The sequence below is a fragment of the Bacillus sp. Bvel1 genome, assembly GCF_014872755.1.
GTDB lineage: Bacteria > Bacillota > Bacilli > Bacillales > Bacillaceae > Bacillus > Bacillus velezensis.
In genome coordinates, this window is the sequence record NZ_JAAOBZ010000008.1 from 360,203 (window position 1) to 380,983 (window position 20,781).

A 20,781-nucleotide genomic window follows, 5' to 3' on the forward strand; every position below is an offset into this window, starting at 1 on the left:
TCTTATTATTGAATTTCATAAATATCTAACCGAATGTCATCCGGCAATCTGACCGCAGCCCCGATAAACAGCCGGTCCTGCAGATGCTGATATGCCTCACTGCTTGTTTCAAACACAGGCACAGTGCGGAAATACACGTGCTCGGGATCAATGATGCGTTTCACTGACTCATAAATGACTTTTTTAAAGAAGGTTCATTCAAGGACGTATCACCTCCCGAGACAATATGTTTGTTTAAACATGTAACTATTTACATGATTAATTGTAACGCTGTTAAAATGGACTGTCAAATAATGAGCTGTTTCCGGTTATGTTTTACAGTGTTCAATAAAAAAGACAAGGGCGGCACATGCCGAAACCCTTGTCTTTTTCATTAAGCTTATCTATAAAAACGCAGACGAGCGTCTTCTTAGTAATCACAATCTTTATCTCTGCATTCTTTCTCACAGCATCTATAGTGTGTCCCATAATCTTGTCATTTGCTTTATCATAAATACCGTCAAATTTATTTGATGTATCATCGTTGTAATAGCCAAATACCTCTATCCCGCCCATTGGATCTGTTTCATATTTATCTTTAAATGTAACGTTATGTATGCCTTCATAATTCGCTTTGATAAATTTCTCCATTCGTTCTTGAGCAATCTTTATCTCTTCAGCCTGAACATTTTTATCATTCATACTCTTCATTATAAAACCTCCAGCTGCTATTAAGATAATGAAGATAATAATATATTTTTTCACAGAATCATCCGTCCCATCAGTTATAATGAAGCTCGCGGAATGGAAAAATGGTGGTGACATCCGATGCATTTATTCAATGTCCGCAGAGGATCATATAAGCGGCAATCCAGAGTACTTCTTTATTCCAGCGTCTTTTTAGTATTCACATTCTTTTTCCTGACATTCGGGTTTCTCTTCTGCATCGACTGACGAAACTCCTATTTCATCATTCGTTTTGTCATAAAGTCCGAAAAATTCTTTTTCCTTATTACCATTCAAGTACCCCTTCAAGGAAATACCACCCATAGGATTTATTTTATAATTGTTAATGTATGTAATCCGCTTTATATTTTTGTAATTAGCTTTTATATAACTTTCCATTTTATTTTTCGCTTGGATAAAAAGTTCTTGTTCTGCTTCTTTTTAATCATGGTGGTACTTCATGTAGATACTTCCTGACGCTATAGTTATCACAAATATTAGGGCAATTTTGCATCTCTTCACAAACTCATCCTTTCTTAGATTAAATTTATATCAACCTCGGGGTGTTGTACATGTCTAAAAAACATCAACGTATCAAGTATCAGTGATCGAGAATACTTTTTTATAAGCGTTAGTTATAGTTAGATCTAGGTTAAATGAAGTGATGAAGGAGAAAGGAATTCAAATTCAGAAGGAATTGGCTGATTTAGTTGGTTCTACTGAGGCTGCGATAAGCAGATTTAAAACAAATACAAGATATGATATCACAACACTATTCATTATTAACTGAGGATTAAATGTACCTATGGAAGATTTGTTTTATGTCGAGGAGATAGAGTAAGAGCAATAAAACAAAATTAGCTCAGCTCGATTGAGCTGGCTAATTTATCTTGTACAAAGCTTATCTTTACATTCTTCTTTGGGTTCGGCATCAACCGTATATGATAATATTTCTTTATTGCCTGGATCATATAGACCTTCAAACTCTTTTTTTCCATTCGTATAACCCTTAATACTAATACCACCCATTGGATTAATATGGTAATCCTCGGAAAAATGGATATTATCCACATTTTTATAATTCATTGTTAAAAACTTTTCCATATGATTCTGGGCTTCTTCGAATAACGCAATCTCTTTTTCCTTCTGATCATACTGATGCTTCATAAAAAGTCCCCCAACTGCTATAATTATTAAAATAAGGATAATTATGTACTTTTTCTTTTTCATTTGGAAATCAATCCCTTCCTATAAATAACTGTCGTTCTTAAGTAAACGAAATGAGCGAAAACTTGATATGAATATACTTTCAGCATGTCAAAAGCAAAGCTAACCAATTCAGAATTCATCGCGATTGTTGCTGACAAGTTAAGATTGGAACTTAAAGCGAGTAAAATGCTGATCTGACGTTTTCCTGTCGTTGAGTTGTCATGATATTTGTACGCGTTTACCGTTAATATCGGGGATACCTCGACAAATGAGACGGTAGAGGCGATTGATCTCAGGAATAGGTTTGAACTGTATGAGAAACATATCACGAATTTTGTAAGATAATTAAACAAAATAAATACCCACTCATCCTGAGGTGGGTATTTTACCTTTCTTCGGCATTGACCACTGAAATACCTATCTCCTTGTTCGTTGGATCATATATACCGGAAAATTCTTTTTCTTTATTATTATTTATGTAGCCTGAAACTTCAACTCCGCCTGTCGGATCGATATTGTAGTCTTTTGAAAAGTGAACTTCCTGTACATTTTTATAGTCTTTTTTTAAGTAATTCCTCATATGATCTTGCGCCTCAATCACAAGTTTTTCTTCGTTTTTATGTTTATCATATTGATGCTTCACGAAAAAACCTCCCACTGCTATAATTATAACAATTAGGATAATAATGTATTTTCTCATGCGTATCATCCTTTCGGAACTATTTTACAATATAAGAAAGGTGATGTATATATGCCAAAAGGAAAAGAAATAACCGTCTCTGATGTCACAGATAAAGAATATTACCGTTTGAGTCAAGCAGCTTACAATTATAAAATGTTAGCCCTGCATATGAAATATAAAACTCCTTATAAAATAAGTAAGACTTCATATTGGTACGTTGAGAAAGTGAAGCAGGATTCTGATACGGGTCTTGATGCCTTTGTATTCTCAAAAGGCATCAAGTCCAAAAACGGAAAATGGATAAAATCAAAAAACCCCGAAAACGTGGTCGTCGCTTTTGCGGGAACCGATATCGGAAAAGACCCGATCAATGACGGCGTAAAAGCGGACGGCGGCAATATTGTTTTCGGTAATGATCCGCAAAAAGAAGTGTATTATATTGTAAAAAAAGACGCGGAGGATACCTCGAAAACACTCGGAAAATATAATGGAACGCCCTCTCAAGACGCCATGCTCACAACCGGAAAGTATAAGCTGATAACGAAAACATCGCAAATCGATCAAGCCGATCAGCTGGTACGCAGCGTAAAGAAAAAGTATGCCGGAACATCAACGATTATTTCAACAACCGGCCATTCACTCGGCGGCGCTGAGGCCGAATACAGCGCGGTGAATAATGATGTGTACGCCGTCGCGTTTAACAGCCCTTCCGTCGTGAAACTGCACGATGAGGAAACACAGAAAGACATCAACAGCGGCATATACGATCCTTACATCCGGTCAATTATCAATCCGGACGACATGGTCGGGGCGGGTTATTGGAACGAATATGACCGCCACAACGGGACAACGATTTATACGAAAAACCCCTCACTCTCACAGTTCAGCCGGAAGCAGCGGCTTGATGGGAACTTGAACGAGCAGATCGGCAAAAATCTCGCTTATTTCTTTACTACCGTCATTCTGAGAAATCCGGATACACACGGCTTAAATGAAGCGAATTTCATATTTGACCGAAACGGAAACATCACAAATCCGAACGGAGATGAGTTAGTCTTCGATAAAAATCTCGGCGCTCTTCTGCCGGCCGGTGCGATCGGAAGCGGAGACGCGATAAAAGTAACGCCGAAAAACGCAAAGAAGCTGGCTGAAAAGGTGCAGGCCATGACTGAGGATTTGCGGACGATGAAAAAAGAAGCGCAGAACGCCTATCAGGAGCACGATGAAAAAATCGCCGAGCTGAAAACGGAATTTTACGGCCAAGTCGGACACGGCTTGTTTGATCAGCTTCAAGCACAGGACGTGACCAATACAATTGAAGATATTGCGCAATCCTACGATAAAGGACCGATTTTTTACGACACACAGGCTGAGCAGGCGTTTATTGATTCTTTGCAGGCGGCGATCACGGACCTTGAAGAGATCGGCGGATTCTTACATAAAATAGCGGACGAATTTCAGGAAAAAGACCAGATGCTCGCAAACTGGTTAAGATGATAGAGGTGGATACATAATGCCGACATTAGACGAACTTTTAGAACACAAGGACGACCCGATGAAGAAAAGGCTGCAGCGGCAGATGCTGAAAACCGCCATGACGCAGGCAGCGGGGACAAAACTGGAAACAGTGCGCCAAACGCTGAAACCGACATTCGAAATGGACACATTGAAAGATGAATTATATGAAGTGTATTCAGCACTATTGAACAGCTTTGAAGGCAAGGCGCAAAAAGCTCTTGCGCAGCGGATCAGTGAAAGTGCGCGGCTGATTGCCGGCACCGAACATAACAGAGACACATTCATTAACAGTTTCAAAACAAGATAAAATAAAAACCTCGCAGATTTATCATCTGCGAGGTTTTTCCTATCGTCTTAACTGAGACGCGCTCGGAGGGATTCGAACCCCCGACAGACGTGGTACCGGAAACCACCGCTCTATCCAACTGAGCTACGAGCGCACGTTTTTTCAATCAGATACCTTTATATTATAATAAAGAAACGCACAGAAAGCAACTCTTTTTTGATTATACACAACAGGATTATGCTGCACGAGGACGCTGCATAATCCTGCATCGTTTAACGGCATTGATTTTCACAAAAAATGTATTTCAGGCGGACTGCCCTCGGCTCGGTACATTTCCAGCCGCTTCAGAAAAAGCGATAATCACCCGTTTCAGCTTTTTTTCCAAATGTCCTTTAACGTCCAATAGGTGAATTCCTCAACCTTTACGGCGCCTTTCTCAGAAAACAGCTCAATCCCCAATCTGCCTTCATTCGGATAGATACGGCTTGTCATCGTTGTTTCTCCATGATTGGCGAATACTTCAATCGAGGATCTGTCAATAAAGATACGCAGCGCCAGCTTGCCGTTTGCATCCAGCCGCACCCTTCTCACACCGTCTTTCCCCATCTTGGTGCAATCAAGTGTCAGCTTTTTATCCGTTAGATTGTATGTCAGCACAAGTTCTTCTTCGTCAAGGCCGCGAATCTTAAAACCTGCCGTTTCGGCATCAGAATCGTTTACATCAAACACGGCTCGGACTTCAAGCAGGTCTTCGGGCGTCTTTGCCAAGTAACTCCCTGAAACCGATCGTCCGGCACATTCCCGATATTCCATTTTCCGCAGCTGCTTGGTTTCTTCCACGGGATTCATCAAAAGTTTATGATCATCACGCAAAGTCAGTTCCCGCGGCAAAGTCAGTGCACCGCACCATCCGTCCGCTTTTGTCGGCATCTCAGATTCCCACATATCCATCCAGCCGATGGCAATTCTGCGTCCTTTATCATCTAATAATGTTTGCACGGCGTAAAAGTCATGGCCGTGATCCAGTTCTTTAAAAGCGCCGTGTGTAAATTTGTTTGTTTCATTATTATAGTCACCGATTAAATAGCCGGTTTGATGTAAATTGTTATATGAATCGCCGTCCGCCTCGATACCCTGGGGCGAAATCAGCAGGACATGTTTGCCGCCTAATTCAAAGAAATCAGGACATTCCCACATATAACCGAGATTACCGTCACTTTGGGCGAGAACCCCCGCGTATTCCCAATCACGCAAATCAGGTGAACGGTATAAAACGACCCGTCCGACGTTTTCTTTTGAAGAGTTGCCGATGACCATATACCAAACATCGCGATGCTTCCATACTTTCGGATCGCGGAAATGACGGGCGCTGTCTTCCGGCGGTTCCGTAATAACAGGGTTTTCCTGAAGCTTTTCAAACACGGTTCCATCTTGGCTGACAGCGATATTTTGAGTCTGATAGAATAGGTCTTTCTCTTGATCAATTATATTATGTCCTGTATAGATAAGGGCTAATCTTCCATGATCATCGACCGCGCTTCCCGAAAAACAGCCGCTTTGATCGAATTCGTCCCCCGGAGCTAAGGCAACCGGCAGGTGCTCCCAATGAATGAGATCTTTACTTTTTACATGTCCCCAATGCATCGGCCCCCAATGCTCATCATACGGATGATGCTGAAAAAAGACGTGGTATTCTCCTTTAAACTGAATAAGCCCGTTCGGATCATTGATCCAATTCGCCCGCGGCATAATATGATACCCCAATCGATATCTTTGTTTCACTTTACCCTCGGCTTCCTTCAAAGCTTCTTCCGCCTGCTGAATTCTGTCCATTTGTAACATCCTCTCTATCCGATTTTTTGCAGACGCTGGACACGCCTGCTGTTTTGTTTCGGGCCCAATAAAGTAAATATGGAGATGACGGTAAAACCAAAGACGACGAATCCCATGATGAGATAGGTTTGACGGAACCCCGCACTGTCATATAATCCTCCCGCAAGCGGCGACAGAATCGACGCGCCTGCCTGAGATGCGAATTGAAAACCGACGAGATAAAGGACGGACGACAGACGCGTATCAAAATTGGCGGCCAAATATTTAAAAACGGCGATCAGCATAATCGGCAATTCCAGTGCGTGGATGAGTTTCATTGATGAAATGCCTACAGGCTCAACTGCAATTCCGGACCCGACGATGCGGAAAGCCATTAAAAACCCCGCTAAAATCAAACTGTTTTTCGCTCCGAACTTATTGACGATAAAAGGCGCAAGAAACATCATGCCGGCCTCCAAAAACACCTGGAATGAATTCAGATAGCCGAATACTTGGTTACCCATCGACACTGAAGGAAACAAAGACGCATAGTAGATCGGGAACTGCTGATCATAAACGCCGTAAATGCAAGTCACCCCGATAATGTACATCATAAAAAACCAGAAATCTTTTAATAAAAAGAGCCGCCCCACATCTTTTAACCGGACCGATTCCGCTCTGTTTTTCTCATGATCGGTCATTTCTATTTTCACGGACATGATAATGGCCGTTAATATGACGGCTGAAACAGACGCGATCCAGAAGTTGATATTGGGATTGATATTGAAAAGCTGCCCTGCAAAAAATGCAGCCGCCGCCCAGCCCAGCGAGCCCCACATTCTTGATTTTCCATACTCGAAATCATACTTACGGCTGACCTTTTCAATGTACGTTTCAATCGCGCCTATTCCCGCCAAAAAAGCGGCTCCCAAATATAAGCCTCCGACAACGGCGCCAAGAAAGACGTTGTATTGTAAAAGCGGCCCATAGACGTAGATATAAAACGGACCCGTGAATATGAGAAGACAGCTGATCATAAACAAAATCTTTTTCTTCAGCCCCAATTTGTCAGAGATAAAACCGTAAAGAGGCTGCATGCACAGGGCAAATACGGCGTTTACAGAAAAGATAATGCCTGTCGCTGATCCGTTTAAATTGATTTCCTGCCCTAACCAAATCGCAAATAAAGAATAGCTGGAAGACCAAGTAAAAAAGAAAAAGAAGAAATAAGCACTCAGTTTCCAATACAGACTTTTTGAGCTTTTCATTTGCACCGCTCCTTTAATAGGACCTTTTAATAGTCATTTTGAGCCGCATACTTCCTTCTTCATATTCATCACATACATGCGAGCTCCGAGTAAGCGCTTACTTTCCGCCGCTGCTTGATTCTTTCACTTTATTGCCGCCAGCCATCTCTCCATACCCGTCACTTCCCTTCACTCCGTAAATAAAGCGCTTTCAAAAAGAATTGTATGTCAACCGGTTTCATATGTCAATCGGTTGACATATGATTTTCTGATTATTCCAATCAAACAAAACGCACCCTCTTTATATGAAAACAGAAACATGGAATGTCCTTGCACATGTCAGCCTGATTCTCTAAAATAAGTGCGTGACGGAAATTGTAAGCCATTTCAGTAAGCAGGAGGGCACGGGAATGAAGCCTAACATTCATGATGTTGCGAAAATAGCGGGAGTTTCATCTACAACCGTTTCGCGGGTATTAAATAACCGCGGCTATATCAGCGAAAAAACAAAAGAAAAAGTGTACAAGGCGATGGAAGAAATCAATTACTTTCCAAACGATCTGGCCCGCTCTTTATTCCGAAAACGAACCAATTTAATAGGACTTATCATCCCAAACTCCAGCAACCCGTTTTTCGGCGAACTCGCCTTTCATATTGAAAGCATTTGTACGTCCATGGGCTACAAACTGCTGCTTTGCAACAGTTTACATCGAAAGGATAAGGAAGAAAAATATTTGGAGATGCTGATAAGAAACCAAGTGGACGGCGTGATCGCCGTGACTTATAACCGGGGAATTCTCAATTATCACAAGCAGAATCTGCCGATTGTCGCCATTGATCATTACTTATCGGACACGATTCCCGTCGTCGGCTCAGACAACTATGACGGCGGAAAAAAGGCGGCTGAACTGCTGATTGAAAAAGGGTGCCGGCACATCGTCCATCTCAACGGCCCGATTGAACTCGAAACACCGGCAAACCTCAGAAGAAAAGCATACGAAGACGTCATGCATGAACACGGACGGAAGCCTATTACATATGAAGTACCCTTTTATCAGCATTACCATGATATTATTTCAACATTATTCGATGAACAGCCTGACACCGACGGAATTTTTGCCAGCGATGATATCATGGCGGCTGCCGTGATGACCGAGGCCAAAAAACGGGGGAAAGACATCCCGAATCAATTAAAAGTGATCGGTTATGACGGCACTGAAACCGTTCAATCGGTTCTGCCGGACTTGACAACCATCCAGCAGCCGATCGAATTGATTTCCAAAACAGCCATCGAGATTTTAGCAAAAGAAATTGAAGGCGAATTTGATGATTTGCCGCTGGAAACGTATTTGCCGGTACGGCTTTTGGAAGGACGGACAACGTAGTCAGACCGTTCAGCCGTATGTACCGACGCGACTGCGGTCTATTTTGAGCGCTCCGGCCATATCATTTTCTCAAGGCTCCGGCGCTGATCATCCTCATTTTCACTTTGCTGTTTGAACTTTTTGTTTTATGGGAAAAATGGTGTTAGAAGAAAAGGTTGGCATTTTGGTCAGCGTTTTGTTTGACCTTTATTGACCAAAAATGTATCATGTAAATACATACTTACCTAAAAGGTGAAGGAGGAGCATTATGAATTTAATACCTACAGTCATTGAACAAACGAACCGCGGAGAAAGAGCTTATGACATTTACTCCCGTCTTTTGAAGGACCGTATTATCATGCTTGGATCTGCGATTGATGACAACGTTGCGAACTCCATCGTGTCACAGCTTTTATTCCTTGAAGCGGAAGACCCTGAAAAAGATATTTCCATTTACATTAACAGCCCTGGCGGATCAATCACTGCCGGTATGGCAATCTATGATACAATGCAGTTCATTAAACCGAAAGTATCCACGATCTGCATCGGTATGGCCGCTTCTATGGGAGCATTTTTACTTGCAGCCGGAGAAAAAGGCAAACGTTACGCGCTTCCTAACAGTGAAGTTATGATTCACCAGCCGCTTGGCGGAGCGCAAGGACAGGCGACAGAAATTGAAATCGCCGCAAAACGCATTCTCTTGCTTCGCGACAAATTAAACAAAGTGCTTGCTGAACGTACCGGCCAGCCGCTTGAAGTCATTGAGCGCGATACAGACCGCGACAACTTCAAATCAGCTGATGAAGCTTTAGAATACGGCTTAATCGATAAAGTGCTGACACGCAATACGGAAGACCAGAAGTAATGCCCAAAAAACCTGCAAGAGATGATGTCTCTTGCAGGTTTTTTTATGCTTTATTCCCATTCAAAAAAGTAATGAATGCTTTGACGACAGATAATTCTAACGCTGAAGAATCATACATGAGCCAAGTATCGCGTATCACAGGCTCATTATTTTTATAGGATAGCGCCAATGTGTATAATTCATCAGAAGGCTGAAGACAGATTTCCGGCACAACAGAATAACCGAGGCCGTTTTTCACCATCTCTTTACAGGTTTCCTGCCTGTCTACCTCCATTGCAATGAAAGGCGGTTCAGTAAATTGGTTATTCCACCATTTTTGAATCAAACTTTTCAAAGAAGCATCAGTTTGATAATAAATCATCGGCAATTTGGGAAGGTCCTCACTGTTGATTTCAGTTTTTGAAATAAGGTACAGCCTCTCTTCATTCAGCAGTTGTTTTTCTCCTTGCCAATCATAATTTCCCCTCATAATCCCAAGGTGTACCGCCGAATGATGAAGCAGATCCATCACCTTCGCACTCCATCCCGTATTGACGTGGAATTGAACAGACGGATACTGATCAGAAAACCGTTTTAGAATCGCCGGGAGCTTATACTGAGCAAAATTGCTTGAGACTCCTAATCTGAGAACCCCGCTGACTTCATGGCTCATATTGAGCATATCATCCTTCACTCTTCTGAACTCCTGCAGCATCTCTTTCGAATAATCAACCAGATGTTCACCTTCTGAAGTGAACTCCATCCCTTTTTTTCTTTTATAAAAAAGGCGCACTCCGAATTGTGCTTCCAGGTTTTTGAGCCGATAACTTAACGCCGGCTGTGTCATATATAATCGCTCTGCCGCCTTCGTCATATTTTTTTCTTCGAATAATGTAATGAGCACAATCCAATCCTTTTCATCCATATGAAATCCCCCAAAATATTTTTCTGCTATAAAATTTTCTCCTATTATAAAAGTTTTTTATTTAACTTTATAAAAATTATATGTTTTACTTATAATCCTTATTTATCATACGATATCTTCCAAAGGGACCGGTACCTTTTTATCCACACAAAATGATGTAAGGATGAGACAGCATGGAAAAAGTTCCTGTAACCGTTATGAGAGGCGGCACCAGCAAAGGCGTTTTTATTCTTCAAAAAGACATGCCAGACGATACAAACCTATGGAGCGATTTTCTTTTAGACATTATGGGGAGCCCTGACGAGAGACAAATTGACGGTCTCGGCGGCGGCCATTCTCTCACAAGCAAGGCAGCCATTATTAAGAAATCCGCCAGAAAGGATGCAGATGTTGAGTATACGTTTGCTCAGGTCAGTCTGACTGACAAATTTACCGACTTCAAAGGCAATTGCGGAAATATCTCTTCTGCCGTAGGCCCTTATGCTATTGAGAAAGGGCTCGTTCAAGCTGAAGAGCCGGTTACAAAAGTCAGAATTTTAAATACAAACACTCAAAAAGTGATCGCAGCAGAAGTCGAAGTCAGAAATGGAACATTTCATTACCAGGGGGACTGCTCTATTCCGGGGGTTCCAGGTACAGCTTCTCCTATTTATCTTTCATTTCACCAGGCTGAAGGAGCGGTGACCGGTAAGCTGTTTCCCACCGGTCAGCCTATTGATGTTCTCGATACCCCGTATGGAAATATCTCGGTATCGATTATTGATTACGCCAATCCGCTTGTCTTTGTAAAAGCAGAGGACACGGGGCTTACCGGCTTAGAACTTCCGGATGAATATACCCCGGATATATTGGAAAAGCTCGAAATGATCCGATCGATTGCAGCCGAGAAATGCAGATTCGCTCCGAGACATGAGGCTGCTGCAAAATCACCGGCCGTACCAAAACTGACATTAATCTCATCTCCAGCGGATTATATCGATACAAAAGGGATAAAGAGACACGCAGAAGAGATGGATCTTGTCATTCGTATGATGTCCATGCAAAAACCGCATCAAGCTTTAGCCATTACAGGGGCGGTATGTACGACTGCCGGCATGCTATTGCAAGATACAATATTATCTGAATTTTCATTCTCCGGGAGAACGATCCGATTGGGGCATCCAAGCGGTATTTTAAAAACCGAGGCAGATGTTGATCCGGACGGAACAACGATTAAAGTAGTACGCACAGCAAGAAAAATCTCTGAAGGCTATGTGTTTACTAAACAAAGTTACAGCATGAATACGCTCAATCACATTGGTTAATACCGTCTTCAGACAAGTCAAAGATAAACGGAGGAATACGAGATGATCAATGTAAATGCGTCTAATCGATTAAACAGACTGCCTTTTTCAAGGGCCCATCAAGCAGTGCTCGTTATCCTTTCATTCGCTTACTTTTTTGATTTTATCGATTTAAATACGTTTTCATATGCGGCGCCTTCACTTTTAAAGGAATGGAACATATCCACTCATACTATCGCTTTTATTACATCTGTCTCCTATTTCGGAATGTTTATCGGCGCCTCTGCCGGAGGATGGTTTTCAGACCGTTTCGGAAGGAAAAAAGGTTTAATTCTGGTTGTCACCTTTTTCTCTTCCTTCTCCCTCCTCTCTTCTCTGGCTTGGAACCCAGAAATACTCGGTGTTTTTAGATTTTTTACGAGTTTAGGTATCGGCGCCACAACGATTGTGGCGAGTACGTATATCAGCGAATTTTTCCCATCCGCAACTAAAGGCAAATACCAGGCAATCTGTATTACAATCGGCATATGCGGAATTCCTGCGGCCGGCTGGGTGGCTAAATTGGTCGTGCCGTCCGCCTCTTACGGCTGGCGGTTTGTCTTTCTATTCGGCGCGGTCGGTATTTTTTTTCCGCTGATCGCCAGAAAACTGGAAGAATCACCGAAATGGCTGGACACGAAAGGAAAAAGCGAACAAGCACACCGCATTCTGCTTGAACTGGAGGCAAAAGCAGAAAATGAAAAGGGTGAACTGCCTGAACCAGCTCCGGCTCTGCAAAGCAGACAAACCGCTGTAAAATCCGTTCCATATCGGAAGCTGTTTCAAAAGCCTTTGGCAGGAAGAACTTTTGTTTTAATGACGATGTGGGCAGCTTCCACCATTGCAATTCAAGGCTTTGGCACGTGGGTTCCCACCCTTCTGGTGAAAGAAGGCGTATCAATGGATGAGTCTATCGTATACGTCACTCTGGGAACGATCGGTGCCCCGCTGGGCGCTCTCATTGCGGCGCAAATCTCTGACCGTGTGGATCGAAAGTGGGCCATTTCTGTTTTATCGTTAATTATTATGGCGCTTGGATTCTTTTACGGCATCAATCCTTTGCCGATGGTCATTATCGTATGCGGATTTCTCATGCATATGTTTGAGCGTACTTTCAGTTCGATCGCATATGCTTATACGCCGGAATTATATCCGGTTGAAGCCAGGGCATCTGGAAATGGCCTCACTTACGGCGTAGGACGCCTTGCAAATGTAGCCGGTCCCTTTGTCGTCAGTTTCCTGTATTCAGGCTACGGATTTTTAAGTGTTTTCTTATTCTTTACAGGCTGCTGGTTTCTTTGTGCACTGACAGTCGGTATATTTGGAATCGGTTCAAAAAAACAAAAGATGCAGCAGGATGATTTCATATCGGAAGAAACATTCGTGCAACAAAAGTTGTAAACGCATACAGTCTGGAAACCGTAAAACATCCATCTCCTCTGAGGAAATGGATGTTCTTCTTTCAACCCCAACAGCAGTCTCATTCGCCTCTTATTCTCAGACATATCTCTTATTACGAAGAAAGGCGTGGTACGCATGAGAAGGAGAAAAGAACTTTCCGTCAGAATGAATTAGATGCAGCCGCCGAAACATATTTCAGACCGCTGCCTTACAATTCACGCCATTTCTTATCTAAAATCGGGTATGTATACCGATTCATCTGCTCAATCAGCTCATTCGGCCGGGAGGAACTATGTATCAGCTTTAAATGAGACTCATTCGAAAATCCTTCCTGGATGCTGTACTTGACCATCTTCATCATCGGCTCAAAATACCCGTTCACATTGTACAGCCCGATCGGTTTTTGATGAATGCCGATTTGCGCCCAGCACAGCACTTCAAATAACTCTTCATATGTTCCGAAACCGCCGGGCATGGCAATGTACCCGTCGGCAAGTTCACTCATTTTCGCTTTCCGCTCATGCATGCCGCTGACTTCAATCAGCTCCGTCAGATTCTGATGAACAATCTCTCCGCTGAAAAGCCCGCTCGGCATGACGCCGACAGCTTTTCCGCCGCCTGCCATTAACGCATCAGCGACGGTTCCCATCAGACCGACCCGTGAACCGCCGTAAACAAGGCCGATTCCCTGCTCCGCCATATATTCACCCAGTTCGGCCGCTTTGCGTTTGTACTCTTCATTTACCCCCGGGTTTGACCCCGCAAATACACAAATGGTTTTCATTTTTTCATCTCCGCATCTATATATGTACATCAATAAATCAAAATACACTATATATTGTCCCATCTCTCTATGATAATATCAATAAGAATCATACAGGACATAAGGAGTGTTTCACATGCAGATGGCTGAAGCAGAACAATGGACGAAAGATTTTTACGAAAAACGAGGATGGACGGCGTACGGGCCATTTATCAGAATCGGCTTTTTAATGGAAGAAGCGGGTGAGCTCGCCCGGGCGGTAAGAGCATATGAAATCGGCAGAGACCGGCCGGATGAAAAGGACGCGACCCAGGCTGAACGCAGGCAGGAGCTGATTGAAGAAATGGGTGACGTCCTCGGAAATCTGGCTATCCTTGCCGATAAGTACGGCATCACGTTAGAAGATGCGATGAAAGCCCATCAGGAAAAACTGATCAAGCGCTTTGAAACCGAATAAAAACACGGCCCGTCCGCTTTTTCATGGACAGGCCGTATCTGAATTTATCCCGTTATCTCGTCCTGATGCTCAAAGAAATGCTGTTTCCCGATTTTATGAAACAGCCCCGTCTTCCGGATCAGCTCTCTCGGCTGTGATTGCAATCCGACGATCATCAATCTCCCGTTATGCCGTTTGATCCGGTTCATCACATTCCCCAGCACCGCTTCTGCGGAGGTATCCATGTAATGCACATTATTCATCAGCAGAATAAGCGTCTTCGGCTTTTCCTGAAGCCTCTCCAGCAGCGATGATTCCAGTGAATCAATTGAACCGAAAAACAGCGGTCCTTCAATGGAATATGTGCTGACGGACGAATCATTTTTAACCGATTTGACCGCGGCATGCGGTGTTTTAATGCTTGTTGATTCGCTCATTTTTCTGATAAAGAAAATAAAAGCGAGCACAAGACCGGCAGAAACGCCGATAATTAAATCAAACAGAACCGTCAGCAAAAAGGTTGCCGCCAGTACGAATGAATCAGTGTTTTTCAGCCGCATCATATTGGCGACTTCCCTCCGCTCACTCATGTTCCAAGCCACAACCATCAATACCGGCGCCATGCTTGCCAGCGGTACGTGAACGGCAAGCGGGGCGAAGACGAGCAGGACGAGGAGGACGGTGACTCCGTGGACAACACCGGAAATCGGAGAAACTGCGCCGTTTTTAATATTTGTTGCGGTCCGCGCAATCGCTCCCGTTGCCGGTATGCCGCCGAAAAGCGGCGCTGCCATATTGGCGATGCCCTGCCCGACAAGCTCCCTATTGCTGTCATGCCGTGATCCTTTCATATTGTCCGCGACCATCGCCGATAATATGGATTCAAGTCCGCCGAGAAGCGCAATGATCAGAGCCGACGGAAACATCATCACCATGTTATCAATTGAGAAATCCGGAAGCTGGAAAGCCGGAAGCTGCCGCGGAATTTCTCCGTAAGCAGAACCGATTGTCGCCATTTTGTCAGGAAAAAACACGACCGCCGCGGCTGTAGAGACAAGCAGCGCCACAAGCGCGCCCGGGATCTTCGGCATCAGCCTGGCTGATAACAGCAAAATGGCCAAAGCAATTCCCGCGATGAGGATGCTGTACAAATTAAAGGTTCCGATCTTCTTGCCTATTTCCGCAATGTTGAGGATAAAGCTTTCATGCTTTTGGATATCGCGCAGACCGAGAAAATGGGCAATCTGCTCCGAGAAAATCAGCACCGCGATCCCGGCCGTAAATCCGACGATCACCGGCTTCGGCACGAATTTCATAATCTTTCCGAGCTTAAATACGCCAAACAGGACGAGCATGACGCCTGCCATAAAACCGGCTACAAGTAAATTCTCAAAACCATACTGCATCACAATGGCAAATAAAATGGGAACAAACGCCCCTGTAGGCCCGCCGATCTGATATTTAGAGCCGCCCAACAGCGAAATCAGAATTCCGGCCACAATAACGGTGTAAAGCCCGTATTCCGGACCGACCCCCGAGGCGATGGCAAAGGCCATCCCCAGTGGAATCGCTACAATTCCGACCACAATTCCCGCGATTAGGTCTTTCTGAAATTTCTGCAAATTGTATCCCTGATATCTGCCGGTAAATTGCATCGTCAGCTGCATCCTCCTTTGACTGTTTCATAACCGTCAACGACTACATCCAGCGTCCCCGTTCCCGGATCGATCACCAGCCCGTGCACCGGCACCTCTTCAGGCAAGAGCGGATGATGCCTGACCATATTCACGCTGTGGGCCACGCTTTCTTCGACGCTGTGAAAACCGGTCAGCCATGTTTCCAAATCGACTCCCGCATGCTGCAGAAGGCTGAGACATTTGTCCTCCACCCCGCGCTCTTTTGCTTTATTTAATATGGAAGCCGCATTTAATCCCGACATTCCGCACTCGCGGTGACCTATGATGCAGACTTCCTCTGCCTGCAGTTCATAAACGGCAACCAAAATGCTCCGCATGACACTTCCAAATGGGTGAGAAACAATGGCTCCCGCGTTTTTTATGATTTTGGCATCGCCGTTTCTGAGTCCCATCGCCTGCGGCAGAAGCTCCGTCAGCCTTGTATCCATACAGGATACGATGACAAGCTTTTTTTTCGGGAATTTTGTCGTTTGGTAAGGTTCATATTTCCTTTCTTGGACAAACTGCTGGTTGTGCTCCAAAATGCTTGATAAAGAAACCATTTTTCTATTCATCTCCCATCCGATTATATTGCAAGCCTTCTTACCCAGCTTACAGTAAGGAATTATAGCACAGAAAAAGGCCTCAAAAGCGCTTTCAAAAAAAGACACGATAATTTGACTGTAAATTCAGATTATATTCATTTATATCTTTCAAAAATAATAAAATTTATCTTTACACCAACCTATAAAGCTTTTGAAAACAGCGGTTCCGCTCATTTTGCCTTCAGAAATATAGGCGGATTCTGTTATTGTTTGGAGAAATCAAGCATGTACATTCCTTTTTCTTTCATTTTAAGTTCAAAAGAACCAGAAATTTATCGTAATGCGTTTGATTATTTCTCACGTTACCGCTTCTCTTATATAATAAAATAGAGAAGAAAGACAAAGGAGGAGAAGCCCGTTGAAACCCTATGTATTCATCGCGAAACCGATACCGCCCGAAGTCGAACAAATGATAGACGAGCATTGCCGCTATGACATCTGGAAAGAAGATACCATTCCAAAAGAGAAACTGTACGAAAAAATGAAAGATGCTGAAGGGCTGCTGACATCCGGAACGGCGATTGACAGTGATTTGCTGGATCACGCGCCGAAGCTGAAGGTCGTCAGCAATAATTCAGTCGGCTATGATAATTTTAATATTAAAGAAATGAAAAGGCGCGGGGTTGTCGGCACGCATACACCGTACACCTTAGATGACACTGTCGCTGATCTGGCTTTTTCATTAATTCTGTCTTCCGCCAGACGGGTTGCCGAATTGGATCGATTCGTCCGCGCCGGCAAATGGGGAACCGTTGAGGAGGAATCTCTTTTCGGTATGGATGTCCACCATCAGACATTAGGAATTATCGGCATGGGCAGAATCGGTGAACAAGCTGCCAAACGGGCAAAATTCGGCTTCGATATGGACGTGCTGTATTATAACCGCAGCAGAAAACCGGATGCCGAGAAGGAACTCGGGGTTACATATACCGACTTAGATACACTGCTGAAAACATCAGACTTTGTGCTTTTAATTACCCCGCTTACTGACGAAACATATCATATGATGGGAGAGAGGGAATTTAAATTGATGAAAGATACGGCATGTTTCGTCAATATTTCCCGGGGAAAGACAGTTGATGAGAAAGCGCTCATCCGCGCATTGCAAGAGGGCTGGATAAAAGGCGCCGGTTTAGATGTGTTTGAAAAAGAGCCGATCGCCGAAGATAATCCGCTCCTGCAGCTGGAAAACGTCACATTGCTTCCGCATATCGGGTCAGCAACCGCAAAAATCCGCTTGAATATGTTCAAGCAAGCCGCACAGAACATGATTGACGCCGTATACGGAAAAACACCGAAAAACCTCACGAAGGAATTTCAATGAGATGAAAAATCCCGGCCGTTTCAGCCGGGGTTTATTTTTCACTAGATCAAAAGTACTATTTTAAAATTCTTTCTATTCCTTTCTCTTGATGCTGATACAATGAAAAGGAATCAGCTTCACATGATAAAAATGGGAGGTATTGCTTTGAAAAAACGATTATCGTGGATTTCCGTTTGTTTGCTGGTGCTGTTCTCCGCGGCGGGGATGCTGTTTTCAACGGCTGCCAAGACGGATACATCTTCTCACAAGGCGCACACTGAAGCACAGGTTATCAACACGTTTGACGGGGTTGCGGATTATCTTCAGACCTATCACAAGCTTCCTGATAACTACATTACAAAATCAGAAGCACAGGCCCTCGGCTGGGTGGCATCAAAGGGGAATCTGGCGGACGTCGCCCCGGGGAAAAGCATCGGCGGGGACATCTTCTCAAACAGGGAAGGCAAACTCCCTGTAAAAAGCGGACGGACGTGGCGTGAAGCGGATATTAACTATACATCAGGCTTCAGAAATTCAGACCGGATTCTTTACTCAAGCGACTGGCTGATTTATAAGACGACAGACCACTATCAAACCTTTACAAAAATGAGATAAACACATACAAAAAACGGCTTCCCTGCGGAGGCCGTTTTTTTGCAGAGAATCTGCAAGCTTCATATAAAATGAGCAGTAAATTTTTCTTCAAACTCTGAGCGGTCTATTCTGCTGTTTTCCGCCGTGCCATCGTGTTTTTTTATTGTTATATTGCGTTCAGACAGAACCATGTGCCCTTCCGGTGTCCGCTTAGAAGCCAGCAGGCGTTTGTTGAAAGGAGAACGTTCATGTTCAAAGATTGTTTGTTTCATAGACTTGAGGTCCTTTTCATCGATTTCTTCAAGCGAAAATGCGTAGCCTGTCTGCCAGCCGTCCCCTTTGTTCATTTCAAGCACGTATGTCCCGAATTCCGTCTCTTCTATCCTCACGCGGAACGCTCCGGCCGCTGATACCGTCTCGTCTCCCGACATCGGCACAGGCTGCATGGCGAGATTGAGGCCGAAGCCTGCATCAGCGATGTACTCATTTCCCCCGGCGGAAAGAAGTACGGCCGCATGTGTGCCGGGCAGCGCCCAGCCGTTTTTCCAGACCGTTCCGCGGATCAATTTGACATCAAATCCGGCATCTTTCAGGATGAAATAAAGCAGTCCGTTCAAGTCATAACAAAGACCGCCGTGAGGTTCCTTCACCATGTGCCGCCACAGTCCTTCTTTCGTGACGTCATATTCTTTTTTGGACAAAACGGCGCGGTTTTCAAACGGAAACCGATACGCGAGCGCCTTTAAAAACTCCGGCAGGTTGCTGAAATCGAGGGAATCCTTTTCCCAGCCTATCGTTTGATAACAATCTTTCAGAAACTCATTCATCGTTCCGTCCCCCTTACAAAGTGTTTACACTTCTTCCTGCACATAAGCGGACAACTTTTCCAGCGCTTCCTTTTCATCGTCGCCTTCAGCGATCAGAGTGACTTCCGTCCCCGTACTGACCGCCAGACTCATTAATCCCATAATGCTTTTGGCATTCACTTTCTTGCCGTTTTTCTCAAGAAACACATCTGATGCAAAACGATTTGCCTCCTGTACAAACAATGCAGCGGGGCGCGCCTGCAATCCCGTCTTTAAACGCACTTCCACTTTCCCCTGAACCATAAGATCTCCCCTTTTCTGTACGGTTATTTCAAAGTGATGCTTTGTCCTGTACGCAGCTGTTCTGCGATTTCATCGAGCTTTCTCAGCCTGTGATTGATGCCGGATTTGCTGATTTTCCCGCTTGCAACCATTTCCCCCAGTTCTTTCAGCGTGACCTCCTGATAATCAATCCGCAGCTGCGCAATTTCGCGAAGCTTTTCCGGCAGCGCTTCAAGACCGATCCGTTCATCAATGTATTTAATATTTTCCACCTGTCTGAGAGAAGCCCCGATGGTTTTGTTTAAGTTTGCTGTTTCACAATTGACGAGGCGGTTCACTGAGTTTCTCATATCTCTGACAATCCGCACATCTTCAAAGCGCAGCAGTGAATTGTGAGCGCCGATGACATTCAGAAATTCAGTGATTTTTTCCGCCTCTTTTAAATACGTAATATAGCCTTTTTTCCGTTCAAGCGTTTTGCTGTTCAGATGAAAATCATTCAGCAGGGCGCATAATGAATCGTTATGTTCCTTATAAAGCGAGAAGATTTCCAAGTGGTACGACGATGTTTCGGGATTATTCACAGATCCTCCCGCCAAAAACGCCCCTCTCATATAAGAACGTTTGCAGCACCGTTTCGCCACCAGTTCCTCAGAAATATTCCGTTCAAATACAAAGTTCTCCCCGAGGATTTTCAATTCCTCTAAAATCAGCTTTGCATTTTCAGAAAAGCGCACAATATAAACATTATTTTTTTTCAGCCGCATTTTTTTTCTGACTAACAGTTCGACCGATACATCATATTGTTTCTTCAGCAATGTATAAATGCGGCGGGCAATCGCCGCATTTTCGGTTTGAACGTCAAGCACGAGATGGCGGTTTGAAAATGACAGGGAACCGTTCATCCGAATCAGCGCGGACAGCTCCGCCTTGGCGCAGCAGTCCTTCACTTCCAGATTCGTCAGTTCTTTTTTTGTTTCCGATGCAAATGACATATTAGC

23 protein-coding genes, 1 tRNA gene and 2 pseudogenes are annotated in these 20,781 nt (G+C 43.9%); 11 read left to right on the top strand and 15 right to left on the bottom strand.

Translation table 11 applies throughout. The features are described 5' to 3' along the window. Nucleotides 1-5: 5 nt before the first annotated feature. The 3 genes and pseudogenes from HAP68_RS16140 to HAP68_RS16150 form a co-directional block, all read right to left on the bottom strand. The gene (locus HAP68_RS16140; protein ID WP_003151533.1) at nucleotides 6-164 is read right to left on the bottom strand and encodes a DUF3237 family protein; all 159 of its coding nucleotides are present in this window, start codon (nucleotides 162-164) and stop codon (nucleotides 6-8) included. A 245-nt stretch (nucleotides 165-409) separates the two neighbouring features. Beyond that, nucleotides 410-690 (bottom strand): annotated as a pseudogene (locus HAP68_RS16145) (DUF1433 domain-containing protein). 189 nt (nucleotides 691-879) lie between these two features. Beyond that, the gene (locus HAP68_RS16150) at nucleotides 880-1,122 is read right to left on the bottom strand and encodes a DUF1433 domain-containing protein (protein WP_223203804.1); all 243 of its coding nucleotides are present in this window, start codon (nucleotides 1,120-1,122) and stop codon (nucleotides 880-882) included. A 247-nt stretch (nucleotides 1,123-1,369) separates the two neighbouring features. Between HAP68_RS16150 and HAP68_RS19575 the strand changes: the two genes are divergently transcribed. Further along, nucleotides 1,370-1,495 carry a hypothetical protein gene (locus tag HAP68_RS19575; RefSeq protein WP_015387666.1) on the top strand — a complete coding sequence of 42 codons (126 nt, stop codon included), beginning with the start codon at nucleotides 1,370-1,372 and terminating at the stop codon, nucleotides 1,493-1,495. 95 nt (nucleotides 1,496-1,590) lie between these two features. On the opposite strand, the gene HAP68_RS16160 is transcribed toward HAP68_RS19575, so the two are convergent. Then, nucleotides 1,591-1,935: a DUF1433 domain-containing protein gene (locus HAP68_RS16160; protein ID WP_015387665.1), complete on the bottom strand. Its 345-nt coding sequence runs from the start codon at nucleotides 1,933-1,935 to the stop codon at nucleotides 1,591-1,593. A gap of 66 nt (nucleotides 1,936-2,001) precedes the next feature. Here HAP68_RS16160 and HAP68_RS16165 point away from each other — a divergent pair. Next, nucleotides 2,002-2,112 (top strand): annotated as a pseudogene (locus HAP68_RS16165) (sporulation transcription factor Spo0A); the annotation flags it as partial. A 187-nt stretch (nucleotides 2,113-2,299) separates the two neighbouring features. Here HAP68_RS16165 and HAP68_RS16170 read toward each other — a convergent pair. Then, complete coding sequence (locus HAP68_RS16170) at nucleotides 2,300-2,614, bottom strand: DUF1433 domain-containing protein (RefSeq protein WP_014305887.1); 315 nt, start codon at nucleotides 2,612-2,614, stop codon at nucleotides 2,300-2,302. A gap of 51 nt (nucleotides 2,615-2,665) precedes the next feature. On the opposite strand from HAP68_RS16170, the gene HAP68_RS16175 reads away from it, so the two are divergent. Both HAP68_RS16175 and HAP68_RS16180 read left to right on the top strand, forming a co-directional pair. After that, nucleotides 2,666-4,093 (top strand): lipase, encoded by a 1,428-nt coding sequence (locus HAP68_RS16175; protein ID WP_024085835.1) that lies wholly within the window; start codon nucleotides 2,666-2,668, stop codon nucleotides 4,091-4,093. 16 nt (nucleotides 4,094-4,109) lie between these two features. Then, nucleotides 4,110-4,421: a hypothetical protein gene (locus tag HAP68_RS16180; RefSeq protein ID WP_003151521.1), complete on the top strand. Its 312-nt coding sequence runs from the start codon at nucleotides 4,110-4,112 to the stop codon at nucleotides 4,419-4,421. Between the two features lie 57 nt (nucleotides 4,422-4,478). Here the strand turns inward: HAP68_RS16180 and HAP68_RS16185 are convergent. The 3 genes from HAP68_RS16185 to HAP68_RS16195 all read right to left on the bottom strand — a co-directional run bounded on the left by HAP68_RS16185 (nucleotide 4,479) and on the right by HAP68_RS16195 (nucleotide 7,480). Next, nucleotides 4,479-4,554, bottom strand: a tRNA-Arg gene (locus HAP68_RS16185). Between the two features lie 215 nt (nucleotides 4,555-4,769). Beyond that, the gene (locus tag HAP68_RS16190; RefSeq protein ID WP_024085836.1) at nucleotides 4,770-6,233 is read right to left on the bottom strand and encodes a glycoside hydrolase family 32 protein; all 1,464 of its coding nucleotides are present in this window, start codon (nucleotides 6,231-6,233) and stop codon (nucleotides 4,770-4,772) included. A gap of 14 nt (nucleotides 6,234-6,247) precedes the next feature. Beyond that, nucleotides 6,248-7,480, bottom strand: coding sequence for an MFS transporter (locus tag HAP68_RS16195; RefSeq protein WP_024085837.1), 1,233 nt, complete (start codon nucleotides 7,478-7,480; stop codon nucleotides 6,248-6,250). A 389-nt stretch (nucleotides 7,481-7,869) separates the two neighbouring features. Here HAP68_RS16195 and HAP68_RS16200 point away from each other — a divergent pair, with 389 nt between their 5' ends. Then, the gene (locus HAP68_RS16200) at nucleotides 7,870-8,844 is read left to right on the top strand and encodes a LacI family DNA-binding transcriptional regulator (RefSeq protein ID WP_024085838.1); all 975 of its coding nucleotides are present in this window, start codon (nucleotides 7,870-7,872) and stop codon (nucleotides 8,842-8,844) included. Between the two features lie 247 nt (nucleotides 8,845-9,091). After that, entirely contained in the window at nucleotides 9,092-9,688 is a 597-nt protein-coding gene (clpP, locus tag HAP68_RS16205; protein WP_003151513.1) for an ATP-dependent Clp endopeptidase proteolytic subunit ClpP, read from the top strand. A gap of 43 nt (nucleotides 9,689-9,731) precedes the next feature. Here clpP and HAP68_RS16210 read toward each other — a convergent pair whose 3' ends face one another. Further along, nucleotides 9,732-10,592 (bottom strand): LysR family transcriptional regulator, encoded by an 861-nt coding sequence (locus HAP68_RS16210; RefSeq protein WP_024085839.1) that lies wholly within the window; start codon nucleotides 10,590-10,592, stop codon nucleotides 9,732-9,734. 173 nt (nucleotides 10,593-10,765) lie between these two features. Between HAP68_RS16210 and HAP68_RS16215 the strand changes: the two genes are divergently transcribed. Together HAP68_RS16215 and HAP68_RS16220 are read left to right on the top strand one after the other, a co-directional pair. Next, complete coding sequence (locus HAP68_RS16215) at nucleotides 10,766-11,896, top strand: 2-methylaconitate cis-trans isomerase PrpF family protein (RefSeq protein ID WP_014305893.1); 1,131 nt, start codon at nucleotides 10,766-10,768, stop codon at nucleotides 11,894-11,896. 42 nt (nucleotides 11,897-11,938) lie between these two features. After that, nucleotides 11,939-13,315 carry an MFS transporter gene (locus HAP68_RS16220; RefSeq protein WP_003151508.1) on the top strand — a complete coding sequence of 459 codons (1,377 nt, stop codon included), beginning with the start codon at nucleotides 11,939-11,941 and terminating at the stop codon, nucleotides 13,313-13,315. Nucleotides 13,316-13,523: 208 nt separating this feature from the next. On the opposite strand, the gene HAP68_RS16225 is transcribed toward HAP68_RS16220, so the two are convergent. Then, nucleotides 13,524-14,099, bottom strand: coding sequence for an LOG family protein (locus HAP68_RS16225; protein WP_003151507.1), 576 nt, complete (start codon nucleotides 14,097-14,099; stop codon nucleotides 13,524-13,526). A gap of 115 nt (nucleotides 14,100-14,214) precedes the next feature. Between HAP68_RS16225 and HAP68_RS16230 the strand changes: the two genes are divergently transcribed. Continuing rightward, entirely contained in the window at nucleotides 14,215-14,535 is a 321-nt protein-coding gene (locus HAP68_RS16230; RefSeq protein ID WP_003151506.1) for a MazG nucleotide pyrophosphohydrolase domain-containing protein, read from the top strand. Nucleotides 14,536-14,579: 44 nt separating this feature from the next. On the opposite strand, the gene HAP68_RS16235 is transcribed toward HAP68_RS16230, so the two are convergent. Together HAP68_RS16235 and HAP68_RS16240 are read right to left on the bottom strand one after the other, a co-directional pair. Then, a complete protein-coding gene (locus HAP68_RS16235) occupies nucleotides 14,580-16,169 on the bottom strand; it encodes a SulP family inorganic anion transporter (protein ID WP_015387657.1) in 1,590 nt (529 codons plus the stop codon). A 2-nt stretch (nucleotides 16,170-16,171) separates the two neighbouring features. Continuing rightward, complete coding sequence (locus HAP68_RS16240; RefSeq protein ID WP_003151503.1) at nucleotides 16,172-16,753, bottom strand: beta-class carbonic anhydrase; 582 nt, start codon at nucleotides 16,751-16,753, stop codon at nucleotides 16,172-16,174. A gap of 400 nt (nucleotides 16,754-17,153) precedes the next feature. Between HAP68_RS16240 and HAP68_RS16245 the strand changes: the two genes are divergently transcribed. After that, a complete protein-coding gene (locus HAP68_RS16245; protein ID WP_024085840.1) occupies nucleotides 17,154-18,119 on the top strand; it encodes a 2-hydroxyacid dehydrogenase in 966 nt (321 codons plus the stop codon). Between the two features lie 204 nt (nucleotides 18,120-18,323). Beyond that, nucleotides 18,324-18,713 carry a ribonuclease gene (locus HAP68_RS16250; protein ID WP_223203805.1) on the top strand — a complete coding sequence of 130 codons (390 nt, stop codon included), beginning with the start codon at nucleotides 18,324-18,326 and terminating at the stop codon, nucleotides 18,711-18,713. A gap of 59 nt (nucleotides 18,714-18,772) precedes the next feature. On the opposite strand, the gene HAP68_RS16255 is transcribed toward HAP68_RS16250, so the two are convergent. From HAP68_RS16255 to whiA, 3 genes are read right to left on the bottom strand one after another with little or no spacing between them, the layout of a single operon-like run. Continuing rightward, a complete protein-coding gene (locus tag HAP68_RS16255) occupies nucleotides 18,773-19,519 on the bottom strand; it encodes an arylamine N-acetyltransferase family protein (protein ID WP_014305898.1) in 747 nt (248 codons plus the stop codon). 24 nt (nucleotides 19,520-19,543) lie between these two features. Then, the gene (locus HAP68_RS16260; RefSeq protein ID WP_003151495.1) at nucleotides 19,544-19,801 is read right to left on the bottom strand and encodes an HPr family phosphocarrier protein; all 258 of its coding nucleotides are present in this window, start codon (nucleotides 19,799-19,801) and stop codon (nucleotides 19,544-19,546) included. Between the two features lie 23 nt (nucleotides 19,802-19,824). Further along, the gene (whiA, locus tag HAP68_RS16265) at nucleotides 19,825-20,775 is read right to left on the bottom strand and encodes a DNA-binding protein WhiA (RefSeq protein ID WP_003151494.1); all 951 of its coding nucleotides are present in this window, start codon (nucleotides 20,773-20,775) and stop codon (nucleotides 19,825-19,827) included. Nucleotides 20,776-20,781 lie beyond the last annotated feature (6 nt).

What these genes read in the sequence shown, in the direction of transcription:
- HAP68_RS19575 (WP_015387666.1), top strand. Translation starts at nt 1,370, where the DNA reads ATGAAGGAGAAAGGAATTCAAATTCAGAAGGAATTGGCTGATTTAGTT.
- HAP68_RS16160 (WP_015387665.1), bottom strand. Translation starts at nt 1,935, where the DNA reads ATGAAAAAGAAAAAGTACATAATTATCCTTATTTTAATAATTATAGCA.
- HAP68_RS16170 (WP_014305887.1), bottom strand. Translation starts at nt 2,614, where the DNA reads ATGAGAAAATACATTATTATCCTAATTGTTATAATTATAGCAGTGGGA.
- HAP68_RS16175 (WP_024085835.1), top strand. Translation starts at nt 2,666, where the DNA reads ATGCCAAAAGGAAAAGAAATAACCGTCTCTGATGTCACAGATAAAGAA.
- HAP68_RS16180 (WP_003151521.1), top strand. Translation starts at nt 4,110, where the DNA reads ATGCCGACATTAGACGAACTTTTAGAACACAAGGACGACCCGATGAAG.
- HAP68_RS16190 (WP_024085836.1), bottom strand. Translation starts at nt 6,233, where the DNA reads ATGGACAGAATTCAGCAGGCGGAAGAAGCTTTGAAGGAAGCCGAGGGT.
- HAP68_RS16195 (WP_024085837.1), bottom strand. Translation starts at nt 7,480, where the DNA reads ATGAAAAGCTCAAAAAGTCTGTATTGGAAACTGAGTGCTTATTTCTTC.
- HAP68_RS16200 (WP_024085838.1), top strand. Translation starts at nt 7,870, where the DNA reads ATGAAGCCTAACATTCATGATGTTGCGAAAATAGCGGGAGTTTCATCT.
- clpP (WP_003151513.1), top strand. Translation starts at nt 9,092, where the DNA reads ATGAATTTAATACCTACAGTCATTGAACAAACGAACCGCGGAGAAAGA.
- HAP68_RS16210 (WP_024085839.1), bottom strand. Translation starts at nt 10,592, where the DNA reads ATGGATGAAAAGGATTGGATTGTGCTCATTACATTATTCGAAGAAAAA.
- HAP68_RS16215 (WP_014305893.1), top strand. Translation starts at nt 10,766, where the DNA reads ATGGAAAAAGTTCCTGTAACCGTTATGAGAGGCGGCACCAGCAAAGGC.
- HAP68_RS16220 (WP_003151508.1), top strand. Translation starts at nt 11,939, where the DNA reads ATGATCAATGTAAATGCGTCTAATCGATTAAACAGACTGCCTTTTTCA.
- HAP68_RS16225 (WP_003151507.1), bottom strand. Translation starts at nt 14,099, where the DNA reads ATGAAAACCATTTGTGTATTTGCGGGGTCAAACCCGGGGGTAAATGAA.
- HAP68_RS16230 (WP_003151506.1), top strand. Translation starts at nt 14,215, where the DNA reads ATGCAGATGGCTGAAGCAGAACAATGGACGAAAGATTTTTACGAAAAA.
- HAP68_RS16235 (WP_015387657.1), bottom strand. Translation starts at nt 16,169, where the DNA reads ATGCAATTTACCGGCAGATATCAGGGATACAATTTGCAGAAATTTCAG.
- HAP68_RS16240 (WP_003151503.1), bottom strand. Translation starts at nt 16,753, where the DNA reads ATGGTTTCTTTATCAAGCATTTTGGAGCACAACCAGCAGTTTGTCCAA.
- HAP68_RS16250 (WP_223203805.1), top strand. Translation starts at nt 18,324, where the DNA reads ATGCTGTTTTCAACGGCTGCCAAGACGGATACATCTTCTCACAAGGCG.
- HAP68_RS16255 (WP_014305898.1), bottom strand. Translation starts at nt 19,519, where the DNA reads ATGAATGAGTTTCTGAAAGATTGTTATCAAACGATAGGCTGGGAAAAG.
- HAP68_RS16260 (WP_003151495.1), bottom strand. Translation starts at nt 19,801, where the DNA reads ATGGTTCAGGGGAAAGTGGAAGTGCGTTTAAAGACGGGATTGCAGGCG.
- whiA (WP_003151494.1), bottom strand. Translation starts at nt 20,775, where the DNA reads ATGTCATTTGCATCGGAAACAAAAAAAGAACTGACGAATCTGGAAGTG.